Origin of the sequence: Pseudomonas rhizozeae (genome assembly GCF_031583775.1) — a bacterium.
Classification (GTDB): domain Bacteria; phylum Pseudomonadota; class Gammaproteobacteria; order Pseudomonadales; family Pseudomonadaceae; genus Aquipseudomonas.
On sequence record NZ_JAVLSB010000034.1, the window covers coordinates 41,353 to 53,195 of the forward strand.

At 61.5% G+C, this 11,843-nt stretch carries 8 protein-coding genes; 4 read left to right on the forward strand and 4 right to left on the reverse strand.

Going from position 1 to position 11,843, the window contains the following annotated elements:
- Position 1: 1 nt before the first annotated feature.
- Positions 2-1,306, forward strand: coding sequence for a guanine deaminase (gene guaD, locus RG836_RS10870; RefSeq protein WP_310845339.1), 1,305 nt, complete (start codon positions 2-4; stop codon positions 1,304-1,306).
- A 270-nt stretch (positions 1,307-1,576) separates the two neighbouring features.
- Here guaD and RG836_RS10875 read toward each other — a convergent pair whose 3' ends face one another.
- Complete coding sequence (locus RG836_RS10875) at positions 1,577-2,341, reverse strand: GntR family transcriptional regulator (RefSeq protein WP_310845342.1); 765 nt, start codon at positions 2,339-2,341, stop codon at positions 1,577-1,579.
- A 357-nt stretch (positions 2,342-2,698) separates the two neighbouring features.
- Between RG836_RS10875 and RG836_RS10880 the strand changes: the two genes are divergently transcribed.
- Complete coding sequence (locus RG836_RS10880) at positions 2,699-3,895, forward strand: benzoate/H(+) symporter BenE family transporter (protein ID WP_310845344.1); 1,197 nt, start codon at positions 2,699-2,701, stop codon at positions 3,893-3,895.
- An 81-nt stretch (positions 3,896-3,976) separates the two neighbouring features.
- Here the strand turns inward: RG836_RS10880 and RG836_RS10885 are convergent, their stop codons facing one another.
- Positions 3,977-4,321: a YggL family protein gene (locus RG836_RS10885; protein WP_310845346.1), complete on the reverse strand. Its 345-nt coding sequence runs from the start codon at positions 4,319-4,321 to the stop codon at positions 3,977-3,979.
- A gap of 232 nt (positions 4,322-4,553) precedes the next feature.
- Between RG836_RS10885 and dacB the strand changes: the two genes are divergently transcribed.
- Positions 4,554-6,014, forward strand: a complete 1,461-nt coding sequence (gene dacB, locus RG836_RS10890) for a D-alanyl-D-alanine carboxypeptidase/D-alanyl-D-alanine endopeptidase (protein ID WP_310845348.1) — start codon at positions 4,554-4,556, stop codon at positions 6,012-6,014.
- Between the two features lie 140 nt (positions 6,015-6,154).
- On the opposite strand, the gene RG836_RS10895 is transcribed toward dacB, so the two are convergent.
- Together RG836_RS10895 and rlmKL are read right to left on the reverse strand one after the other, a co-directional pair.
- Positions 6,155-8,539 carry a sensor domain-containing diguanylate cyclase gene (locus RG836_RS10895; RefSeq protein WP_310845349.1) on the reverse strand — a complete coding sequence of 795 codons (2,385 nt, stop codon included), beginning with the start codon at positions 8,537-8,539 and terminating at the stop codon, positions 6,155-6,157.
- A 140-nt stretch (positions 8,540-8,679) separates the two neighbouring features.
- The gene (gene rlmKL / locus RG836_RS10900; RefSeq protein WP_310845350.1) at positions 8,680-10,950 is read right to left on the reverse strand and encodes a bifunctional 23S rRNA (guanine(2069)-N(7))-methyltransferase RlmK/23S rRNA (guanine(2445)-N(2))-methyltransferase RlmL; all 2,271 of its coding nucleotides are present in this window, start codon (positions 10,948-10,950) and stop codon (positions 8,680-8,682) included.
- Between the two features lie 532 nt (positions 10,951-11,482).
- Here rlmKL and rmf point away from each other — a divergent pair.
- On the forward strand, positions 11,483-11,698 hold the full coding sequence (rmf, locus tag RG836_RS10905) for a ribosome modulation factor (protein ID WP_003223300.1): 216 nt from the start codon (positions 11,483-11,485) through the stop codon (positions 11,696-11,698).
- Positions 11,699-11,843 lie beyond the last annotated feature (145 nt).

The window sequence follows — 11,843 nt, forward strand, 5'->3', positions numbered from 1 at the left end:
CATGCCTCTGACTCGCAAAGCCTACCGCGCCGCTATCCTGCACAGCCTCGCCGACCCCGCCGTGGTTGGGATCGAAGCCTCCTACGAATATTTCGAGGACGGCCTGCTGGTGGTCGATAACGGCAAGATCAGTGCCCTCGGCCACGCCAGTGAATTGCTGCCGACTCTGCCGGCGGACATCGAGATCAACCATTACCAGGATGCGCTGATCACCCCCGGCTTCATCGACACTCATATCCACCTGCCGCAAACCGGCATGGTCGGCGCCTATGGCGAGCAATTGCTGGACTGGCTCAACACCTACACCTTTCCGTGCGAAAGCCAGTTCGCCGACAAGGCTCACGCCGAGGAAGTCGCGGACATTTTCATCAAGGAACTGCTGCGCAACGGCACCACCACCGCGCTGGTGTTCGGCAGCGTGCATCCGCAGTCGGTGAATTCGTTTTTCGAGGCCGCCGAGAAGCTTGACCTGCGGATGATCGCCGGCAAGGTGATGATGGACCGCAACGCGCCGGATTACCTGACCGATACCGCGGAATCGAGCTACGCCGAGAGCAAAGCGCTGATCGAACGCTGGCACGGCAAGGGCCGTTTGCATTACGCCGTGACCCCGCGTTTCGCCCCCACCAGTACTCCGGAACAACTGGCGCTCGCTGGCCAGTTGCTGAGCGAATTCCCGGACCTGTACATGCAGACCCACATCAGTGAAAACCTGCAGGAAGTCGAGTGGGTCAAGGAGCTGTTCCCGGAGCGCAAAGGCTACCTCGACGTTTACGATCACTACCAATTGCTCGGCGAGCGCTCGGTGTTCGCCCACGGCGTGCACCTGTGCGACGACGAATGCGCGCGCCTGGCGGAGACCGGCTCGGCGATCGCCTTCTGCCCGACTTCGAACTTTTTCCTCGGCAGCGGCCTGTTCAACCTGCCGATGGCCGAGAAGCACAACCTCAACGTCGGCCTCGGCACTGACGTTGGCGGCGGCACCAGTTTCTCGCTGCTGCAAACCCTGAACGAAGCCTACAAAGTCATGCAGTTGCAAGGCGCACGGCTGAGCCCGTTCAAATCGCTGTACCTGGCCACCCTCGGCGGCGCCCGCGCCCTGCGCCTGGAAGACAAGATCGGCAGCCTGCAACCGGGCAGCGACGCCGATTTCCTGGTGCTCGACTACAACGCCACACCGCTGCTCAGCTATCGCTTGAAACAGGCCAAAAACATCGCCGAAACCTTGTTCGTGTTGATGACCCTGGGCGATGACCGCACCGTGGCCCAGACCTATGCGGCGGGGGCTTTAGTGCATCAGCGCTAAGTGTTCGCAGGCAAAAAAAATCCCCCAGTCCTGTTTGGCCTGGGGGATTTTTTTTGTCCTTCAGATTGCTTTCGCGAGCAGGCTCGCTGCCACAGGTTTTCGGGTATGCCGCAGACCTGTCGAACACCCTGGATCACTGTGGGAGATGGCTTGCCAGCGATTGGGGTCAACTCAATCTGCCACAGGTTTTCGGTATGCCGCAGACCTGTCGAACACCCTGGATCACTGTGGGAGCTGGCTTGCCAGCGATTGGGGTCAACTCAATCTGACTTAGTGCTTGGCAGTCGACCGCCCAGCCTTCTTGGTCGACAACAAATGCGAGAACACCGCATGCAGATCATCCGACGCGCTTTCCTCGTTGAGGTTGAGTTTGCTGTCGATGTGATCCATGTGATGCATCATCAAGTCCACCGCCAGCACCGCGTCGCGGGCTTCGATGGCGTCAATCAGCTGGGTGTGCTCGTCATAGGAACAGTGCGAACGGTTGCCGCTTTCGTACTGGGCGATGATCAGCGACGTTTGCGACACCAGGCTGCGCTGAAAGCTGATCAACGGCGCGTTTTTTGCCGCCTCGGCCAGTTTGAGGTGGAATTCCCCCGACAGACGGATGCCCGCACCGCGATCGCCCCGGGAGAAACTGTCGCGTTCGTCGCTGACCATTTGCCGCAACTCGGCGAGCTGATCGGCGGTGGCGTGCTGCACCGCCAGTTCAGTGATTGCGCGTTCAACCAGACGCCGCGCCAGGAACACTTGGCGGGCTTCCTCGACACTCGGGCTGGCCACCACGGCGCCACGGTTCGGCCGCAGCAATACCACACCTTCGTGCGCCAGCCGCGACAAGGCGCGGCGAATGATGGTGCGGCTGACCCCGAAAATTTCCCCCAGCGCTTCTTCGCTCAACTTGGTGCCGGGCGCCAGGCGCTGTTCGAGGATGGCCTCGAAGATATGCGCGTAGACCATATCGTCCTGGGTCCCGCTGCGGCCGGCTTTGCCTGCTCGCGGTTGTTTCTTGAGGGGCTGCAACTGTTCGTTCATGGGCACTCGAGTCGGAAGAACGGCGGCGAATTGACCGTGACTGTAATACGGCACAGTGGGTCGCTGGCAAGTATCGTGTAAAAAACACGCCGATTGTACACAACACGTAGTGGCAACACGACTGTACGGTCGTTTGCGGGCCCGGCTGTATTGCAATGAATCAGTCACAAAGCGTTTAGGCTTAATGGCCAGGGCTGCCGCCCTCACGCAATACCTGTGGGAGCGTGGCTTGCCCGCGAAGGCGGTGTGTCAGTCAACACTAATGGTGCATGTGCTGACGCTTTCGCGGGCAAGCCCGCTCCCACAGGGATTTCACTCTGTTTCGAGATTTTCATCAGAGCAAGGATCACCACCGTCATGACCGACGCCACCCGCACCCGCCTCTGCCCCCTGGCGGACACTTCGCCTTCTGCCATCGTCGCCGGATTTATCGCGATGATGACCGGCTACACCAGTTCCCTGGTGCTGATGTTCCAGGCCGGGCAGGCAGCGGGGTTGAGCAGTGGGCAGATTTCCTCGTGGATCTGGGCGATTTCCATCGGCATGGCGGTGTGCACCATCGGTTTGTCGCTGCGTTACCGCACGCCGATCACCATTGCCTGGTCGACCCCCGGCGCGGCGCTGCTGATCACCAGCCTGGGGGGGGTCAGCTACGGCGAGGCCATCGGCGCCTTTATTACCTGCGCAGTACTGGTGACGATCTGCGGGCTGACCGGCAGCTTCGAGCGGCTGGTGAAAAAGATCCCGGCCTCGCTGGCGGCGGCTTTGCTGGCAGGGATTCTGTTCAAGATCGGCAGCGAGATTTTCGTCGCCGCGCAACACCGCACCGGCCTGGTCCTGGGTATGTTCTTCACCTATCTGCTGATCAAACGCGTGTCGCCGCGCTATGCGGTGCTTGCGGCGCTGGTGGTCGGCACCGCACTCTCGGCGACCATGGGTTTGCTGAATTTCAGCGATTTTCACCTGGAGCTGGCAACGCCAGTCTGGACCACACCGCAGTTCTCCCTGGGCGCTACCATCAGCATCGGCATCCCGTTGTTCGTGGTGGCCATGACCTCGCAGAACATGCCCGGCATCGCCGTTTTGCGCGCCGACGGCTACACGGTGCCCGCCTCGCCGCTGATCACCAGCACCGGCATCGCCTCGTTGCTGCTGGCGCCATTTGGCTCCCACGGCATCAACCTGGCCGCCATCAGCGCGGCGATCTGCACCGGGCCGCATGCCCATGAAGATCGCAACAAGCGCTACACCGCGGCGGTGTGGTGCGGGATTTTCTACGGTTTTGCCGGGGTGTTCGGCGCGACGCTGGCGGCGTTATTCGCGGCGTTGCCCAAAGAGCTGGTGCTATCGATTGCCGCACTGGCGCTGTTCGGTTCGATCATCAACGGCTTGAGCGTGGCGATGAACGAGGTCAAGGAACGGGAAGCGGCGTTGATTACCTTTATGGTCACGGCGTCGGGGCTGACACTGTTTTCCATCGGTTCGGCGTTCTGGGGAATTGTCGCGGGGGTGTTAACGCTGGTGGTGTTGGGCTGGAAGAAGAAGGCGCAGTGACGAGTTTCGAGCTGCAAGCCGTGAGATTCAAGCTCCAAGCGCATTCAACCGGCGCTTGAAGCTTGAAACGTGCAGCGCCCGTCAGGCTACCGGATTGATCGGCTTTTCCGGGTACCAGACGTCCATCAGCGGGCTGACGGTCACTTCGGTCAGTTCGCTGCGGCCCTTGAGCCAGGCTTCAACGGCAGCACGCTGCTCTTCGGAGACCGAGCCACGCTTCTGCAGGCACACCAGGCCGTAGTCGTCGCCGCCGACGTAGCCGAGGCCATTGGCTTCCATGGCCTCTTTGATGAACGCGTCGAGGAAAGCATCAATGGCTTCATCAGCCAAATCTTCTTTGAAATCCAGGTTCAGTTCGAAACCCAGCTCTTGAAATTCATCGACGCACAGTTTTTTGCGCAGACGCTGGGAACGGTTAGTCGCCATTGGAACAATCCTCATAAGTAATAACGGGCGGCACTTTAGCAGTTTAAGGCGTCGTCTGCCCGACTCTCTGGGGGGCTGCGGCTACCGTCGGTAAAAAATAGCCGATTAGACCGGCCGCGCAAGGCACACGCCGCCCTGGCTTGGGGCATAATGCGGACACTTTTGTGACCATTGAGGGAATTTATCTTCATGCCCTCGTCTTTCCCCCCTCGGCTGTAGGGTTTTATTGCACATGATCAAATCTTTGCGTCCCCTGTTGCTGGCCAGTCTTCTTTTGCCCCTGGCCCTCCCCGTTTCCGCCGCGCCGCTCAACACCAGTCTCTCGCCGAATGTCGAAAAAGCCCTGAAGGCCAGCAAGCTGCCGGACAGTGCGCTGTCGCTGGTGATGATCCCGTTGACCGGCCCTGGCACGCCGACCGTGTACAACGCCGATGTGTCGGTCAATCCGGCCTCGACCATGAAACTGGTCACCACCTACGCTGCCCTGGAAATGCTCGGGCCGAATCACCAGTGGAAAACCGAGTTCTACACCGACGGCACCCTCAGCGGCGGCATCCTCAACGGTAACCTGTACCTCAAGGGTGGCGGCGATCCGAAGCTGAACATGGAAAAACTCTGGCTGCTGATGCGCGACCTGCGGGCCAATGGCGTGACTCAGGTCACCGGCAACCTGGTGCTCGACCGCGGGTTCTTCGTGCAGCCGCAGTTGCCGGAATTCAATGACGATGGCAACGACGAGAACAAACCGTTCCTGGTCAAGCCCGATGCCTTGCTGGTCAACCTCAAGGCCCTGCGTTTTGTCGCGCGCAACGACGCCGGCCGAGTGCTGATATCGGTAGAGCCGCCGATCGCCAGCATCCGCGTCGAGAACCTGGTCAAAGCGGTCAACACCAAGCAGTGCGGCGGCGACGTGCGCTACAACCCGGTGGCCCAGGCCGACGGCAGCGTGGTGGTAACGGTCAGCGGTCAATTGAGCGACGGTTGCAGCTCGCAGACTTACCTGTCGCTGCTCGACCACGCCACCTACACCGCCGGCGCCGTGCGCGCGATCTGGAAGGAACTGGGCGGCAGCATCCAGGGCCGCGACGTGCAGGGCGCCGTGCCAAAGGATGCCAAGGTGCTGGCCCGGGCCTTCTCGCCGGACTTGGCGGAAATCATCCGTGACATCAACAAATACAGTAACAACACCATGGCCCAGCAGTTGTTCCTGAGCCTGGGCGCGCGGTTCCGCAACGACGCCGATGGCGACGATGCCAAGGCTGCGCAGCGCGTGGTGCGCCAGTGGCTGGCGAAAAAAGGCATCACCGCGCCGCACCTCGTGATGGAAAACGGTTCCGGGCTGTCCCGCGCCGAACGGGTCAGCGCCCGGGAGATGGCGTCGATGCTGCAAGCCGCGTGGCGCAGCCCTTACTCGGCGGAGTTCATCAGCTCGATGCCGATTGCCGGCACCGACGGCACCATGCGCAAACGCCTGAAAACCACGGCGATGCGCGGTGAGGCCCACGTCAAGACTGGGACCTTGAACACCGTGCGGGCGATCGCCGGGTTCAGCCGTGATAACAACGGCAACACCTGGGCGGTGGTGGCGATCCTCAACGACAAAGCCCCGTTCGGCGCCTCGTCGGTGCTCGACCAGGTGCTGCTGGACCTGTATCGCCAGCCGAAGATCGCCACGGCGGGGCTGGATTTGTAATCAGGCTCAGCCCTCACTGAACCCCTGTGGGAGCGAGCCTGCTCGCGAAGAGTTCCTGTCAGTCGACGAACATGTCGACGGGTAATCCGCCTTCGCGAGCAGGCTCGCTCCCACATGGGGTGGTGGCGCAATCTGAGAGGCTAGTTCAACTCACCCTGCACTCGATCCCGCCCGGCCTGTTTCGCCGCATACACCCCGGAATCCGCGCGCAGCAGCAGGGCGTCGGCGCCCTCGCCCTCGCGCCAACTGGCGATGCCGAAACTGGCAGTGACAGTGCCGACCGGCTCAATCGGCGCGCTGCGCAACCCTTTCCACAACTCCTGCGCCAAGACATACGCGTGCTCGCCGCTGATGTCCGGGCACAGCACCATGAATTCTTCACCGCCGAGCCGGCAGAACACGTCGGTGCGCCGCAGCCGATGGCCGATGCGCTCGCACACCGCCTGCAGCACCCGGTCGCCGACCGCGTGACCATGCTGGTCGTTGATCCGTTTGAAATGGTCGACGTCGAGCATGATCACTGATAACTCGCCACTACCCCGCTCGACCCTGGCCATTTCCGTGGTCAGGCGCTCCTGGAAATAACGCCGGTTGTGGATGCCGGTCAGGGCATCGGTCACCGACAGCGCCCGCAGTTCTTCCTCGACCCGCTTCAGATCCGTGATGTCCGAGACATAGCCATGCCATAACACGCCGCCACCCGGTTGTTCTTCCGGCGTGGCCTCGCCGCGTACCCAGCGCAGGCCGCGCTGCGGCAGTTGCACGCGGTATTCCTCGCGCCACGGGCTGAGCGTGTCGGCGGAGGCACGGATCGACGCGCGGACACGGCTGGTGTCCTGGGGGTGAATGCGGGTGAATATGGCTTCGGCATTGAGCAGCAGCACGTCTGGCTCCAGCTCGTAGATTTCGCGGATGCCGTCACTGGCGTAGATCACGCTGAAGCGCCCATCGAACGACATTTTGAACTGATAGATGCCACCGGGCACGTGGGCGCTGAGTTTCTTCAGCAGCAGGTCGCGCGCCGCCAGCGCTTCGTGGACCCGTTTGCGTTCGGTGATGTCGATGCAGATCGCCAGGTGCCCGACCCATAAACCGTGTTCATCCAGTACCGGGGTCGCCAGCATGTTGACCAGCAAATGGCTGCCGTCCTGGCGCACCAGGGTCCATTCACGAGCCTCCTGGCCGCCGCTTTCGCCGCCCTCTACCAGCATCGCCTGGCAGGTCGGGATCGGTTTACCGTAGCGCGCGCTCAACGCCTGTGAACGGGCCATCAATTCACGGGGCAGGTGCAGGTTTTCCAGGGTCATGTGGCCGACGGTGTCGACACTGCGATAGCCAAGCATCGCCTCGGCCCCGGCATTGAAGGTGCTGATCACGCCGCGCAAATCGGTGGCGATGATTGCCACTTGGGTCGCCGCGTTCAGCACCCCACGCAACTGACCGTGAGTGCCACGCAATTCTTGCTCGCGGGCGCGCAGTTCTTCGGTGCGTTGCTCGACCAGTTTCAATGCGCGCTGACGCTGACTCACCAGCACGTAGAGCAAGGCGCTGAGCAACAGGCTGAGCAAGCCGCCGAGCACCACCGCGCTGGTCGCCGAGGAATGGTTCGCCAACAAGAACGCCGCGCTCGGGCGAATCTCTATCTGGTAGTCGTGATCCGCCAGACGCAGCAGTTGGGTGGACGCCAGATCGGTGCTCGCCGCTTCGGAAAAGGACTCGAACAGCACTTCATGCTGATCATCGATCGACAGGTCAAGAATGCGCACCGACAGGTAGTCGTGCAGCGGGTCCGGCAGGCCGTCGGCAAGCAACTGACGCATGCTGATCACCGCCATCACGTAGCCAAATGGTTCGCTGCTGTCGGCACGGGCGACCGGCGCCACCAGCAGTACGCCACGGGCATACGCCGGTTCGATGCTCAGCAAGTGCATGGGTTGCGACACCGCCAGGGTGCCATTGCGGTCCGCCCGCTCCAGGGTCGAACGGCGCAATGGCTGGGCCAGCAAGTCGTAGCCCAGCGGTGCGCCGAGGCGGCTTTGAGTCTGGCTGTACAGCACCGGCACGTAATGGTCGCGCTCGGCGGCGAGTTGCAGCTGTCCGTCGGGGTTGAGTTCGCGAATGCTGTAACTGTCCAGCCCTTGATCACGGGCCGCCGCCTCAAACGCCAGGCGCTCGCTGCCGCTGACCCGGGGCGCCCAGGAATAGGCCTGGGTGCGCCGCAGCAGCGGCCGGGCGTAGCCGTCGAATTCTTCGCGAGAGACAGATCGGGAGTTGGCGAAAAACCGCCGAAGGCCGTCGAGCCGTTGTTCCTGATCCTGGAAGCGCTCTTCGATGCGGCTGTAGCGTTCGCTGGCGAGCAACTGGAAACGCTGGCGCAACTGCTGCTCGAAGCGCTCGGTCGCCGCCCACGCCAGCAATCCGGTGAGCATCCAGCCGGCACACAGGACCAACGCCGCGACCAGCCAGCCCGAGACGTCTTCGCTGATAAACCCCAGGATCTTCGGGCGCACGGCATGCAACGACATAGCGATAACTCAGAAGCCACAGGCCGGAAAAGCCCAATAGTCACTAGAGTTATAGCTATTAGCCACTAATTTGGCTAGCACCGGCGAAAATCCAAGAGCCTTTAAAAATCAAGGCTCTGTGGATCCAATGCCGGCGAGTGTCAACGAGCCGTGATTTTCCAGGCGCGGTGAATCTTGGCGTTGCGCGCAAAATCCGGGTCGATGGTCTGCGCGGAAATCTCTTCCACCGAGTAGCGCGTGGTGAGGTTTTCTTCGAGCTGGAATTTGCGGAAGTTGTTCGAGAAGTACAGTACGCCGCCGGGCGCCAGGCGCGCCATGGCCAGGTCGATGAGCTGCACCTGATCGCGCTGCACATCGAAGATGCCTTCCATGCGCTTGGAGTTGGAGAAGGTCGGCGGATCAATGAAGATCAGGTCGAACTCATCGCGGCAAGTGTCCAGCCAGGCCATCACATCGCCCTGCTCCAAGCGGTTCTTGTCGGAGAAACCGTTCAGCGACAGGTTGCGCCGCGCCCAGTCCAGGTAGGTTTTCGACAGGTCGACACTGGTGGTGCTGCGCGCGCCGCCCTTGGCTGCGTGCACGCTGGCAGTTGCGGTATAGCAGTAGAGATTGAGGAAGCGCTTGCCCTCGGCCTCTTTCTGAATGCGCAGACGCATGGCGCGGTGATCGAGGAACAGCCCGGTGTCGAGGTAGTCGGTGAGGTTGACCAGCAACTTGACGCCACCTTCGCTGACTTCCTGGAACTTGCCTTGGGCGCTCTGGCGCTCGTACTGCTTGGTGCCACTCTGGCGCTCGCGGCGTTTGACCACCACGCGGCTCTTGTCGATGTTCAGCGCCTGCGGGATCGCCGCCAAGGCATCGAACATCCGTGCCGAGGCTTTTTCCGGGTCGATGGACTTGGGCGCGGCGTATTCCTGAACGTGCACCCAATCGTGGTACAGGTCGATGGCCATGGAATATTCCGGCATGTCGGCATCGTAGACGCGGTAGCAATCGATGCCTTCGCGCTTGACCCACTTGCCCAGGGCCTTGAGATTCTTTTGCAGGCGATTGGCGAACATCTGCCCGCCTTCGCTCAAGCGCGGCTGTTCAACCACCGGCGCGGGCACCGGCGTCGGTTTGATCGGGTTGCCGTTCTTGTTGTACTGGCGCTCTTGCGGCTCGCTCGGGGCCTGGTCGTACTCCGCCTGCTCACGCTCGGCCTGGCGCTGCTCCGGAGTGCGGCGCTCGCCGGTGACGAACTGATCCGGCAAGACCTTGATCAGCAGTAACTTGCACGGCAACGCGCCGTTCCAGAACGAATATTGTTTGTGGCTGCGGATGCCCATGCGCTTACCCAGATCCGGGGCGCCGGTGAACACCGCGGCTTCCCAGTTCAGGCAGGCCTGACGCAGGCGTTCGCCGAGGTTCTGGTAGAGGTAGAGCAGGCTCGCTTCGTCACCCAGACGCTCGCCGTACGGCGGGTTGCAGATGACCAGGCCTTTCTGGTTCTGGTCCGGGCGCGGTTCGAAGGTGGCGACTTCACCCTGGTAGATCTTGATCCACTCGCTGAGACCGGCGCGCTCGACGTTGTTGCGGCCCGGCTGGATCAGCCGTGGGTCGGCTTCATAACCGCGAATCCACAGCGGTGGCTTGGCCAGGCCAGCCGCAGCGCGCTCGACGGCTTCTTCGTGGAGTTTTTTCCACAGCGCCGGCACGTGGCCGAGCCAGGCAGTAAAGCCCCATTGCTCGCGGCGCAGGTTCGGCGCCATGTCGGCAGCGATCATCGCGGCTTCAACGAGGAAGGTCCCCACGCCGCACATCGGGTCAGCCAGTGCGCCGCCCTCGGCGGCAATCCGTGGCCAGCCGGAACGGATCAGGATCGCCGCCGCGAGGTTTTCCTTCAGCGGCGCCGCGCCTTGCTGCAAGCGATAACCGCGCTGGTGCAGGCTGTGGCCGGACAGGTCGAGGGACAGGATCGCTTCGCCACGGTCCAGACGCAGGTGGATGCGCAGGTCCGGGTTGAGTTTGTCGATGGACGGACGATCGCCCTGCGGGGTGCGCAACTTATCGACGATAGCGTCTTTGACTTTCAGCGCGCCGAAGTGGGTGTTGTCGATACCCGAACCATGGCCGCTGAATTCGACGGCCAGGGTACCGTCGTTGAGCATGTGGTCTTGCCACTCGATGTCGAGCACCCCGTGGTACAGGTCTTCGGCGTCTTTCATCGGGAACCGCTTGAGCACCAGCAGCACCCGGTTCGCCAGGCGCGACCACAGGCACAGGCGATACGCGGTTTCCATGGTGGCCATGCCGCGCACGGCGGAGGTGTGTTCCCGTGCTTCCTCAAGGCCAAGCCCGACGGCTTCCTCGATCAGCAGGCCTTCGAGGCCTTTGGGGCAAGTGAGGAAGAGTTCGAAACGATCGGACATGGAATTTCAGAGCCTTTGGCGAAGTGACGCGACAACGCATTGTCGGTCCGGTTTTCAATCAGGCGCTTTTCTCAAAGAGCGCCCGCGTGGCACGGAGTGTGCCATTCCACCCCTGCTGCTCGGGTTAAAAGAGCTTAGATGCAAGGACAGGTAAAAAAGTTGATGCAACAAAATGTCATAAGCCGACCCTTCGTCGGTTAATTATCGACCTTAAAAAGTCACGGCGAGTGCTGGCGTATTAATCCCATCGTTTGACGGGACGCCGATCATACAGGGCTTTGACCGATAATCCTGCGCCGAACATCCAGTTACTTATGGCCTTAGCATCTTTATCGTTACGTCCTTATGACAAAACGGTCATTCCCTCGATGTGACGCATTGGTTAGAACTCAACACAGGTCGACGCCGCCACGACGTCGACAACTTTGGCTCGCCACGCCGGCAGCGAGCCGCCAACGGCAGAATCTTCTGCCCGACCTCGATTGAGGTCGAAGGAATCTACAAGACAGTCAACAAGTGAGGGAAACACCCTATGAGAAGACTTAAGCGTGATCCGTTGGAAAGAGCATTTTTACGCGGATACCAATACGGCGTTGGTGGAAAATCCCGTGAGCTTTGCCCCTTTACTCTACCGTCAGTACGCCAAGCCTGGATTAACGGCTGGCGAGAAGGACGCGGCGACAACTGGGACGGTATGACCGGCACTGCGGGAATCCACAGACTCAACGAACTTCACGCCGTCGGCTAACACAGGGCACAACACTCCGACACACAATCTGATTACGCACCGAATTAACCACGCACGCCCCATCCGGGCGGCGGGCTACGGCCCAGGGGCTCCTTTGAGGGGCCCTTTTTTATGGGCGCTCAACTATCAGGCAAATGCAGAGCTA

Bases quoted from the DNA above. Each gene is read 5' to 3' on its own strand.
- RG836_RS10885 (WP_310845346.1), bottom strand. From the start codon at position 4,321: ATGGCGACTAACCGTTCCCAGCGTCTGCGCAAAAAACTGTGCGTCGAT.
- RG836_RS10875 (WP_310845342.1), bottom strand. From the start codon at position 2,341: ATGAACGAACAGTTGCAGCCCCTCAAGAAACAACCGCGAGCAGGCAAA.
- dacB (WP_310845348.1), top strand. From the start codon at position 4,554: ATGATCAAATCTTTGCGTCCCCTGTTGCTGGCCAGTCTTCTTTTGCCC.
- RG836_RS10895 (WP_310845349.1), bottom strand. From the start codon at position 8,539: ATGTCGTTGCATGCCGTGCGCCCGAAGATCCTGGGGTTTATCAGCGAA.
- rlmKL (WP_310845350.1), bottom strand. From the start codon at position 10,950: ATGTCCGATCGTTTCGAACTCTTCCTCACTTGCCCCAAAGGCCTCGAA.
- guaD (WP_310845339.1), top strand. From the start codon at position 2: ATGCCTCTGACTCGCAAAGCCTACCGCGCCGCTATCCTGCACAGCCTC.
- rmf (WP_003223300.1), top strand. From the start codon at position 11,483: ATGAGAAGACTTAAGCGTGATCCGTTGGAAAGAGCATTTTTACGCGGA.
- RG836_RS10880 (WP_310845344.1), top strand. From the start codon at position 2,699: ATGACCGACGCCACCCGCACCCGCCTCTGCCCCCTGGCGGACACTTCG.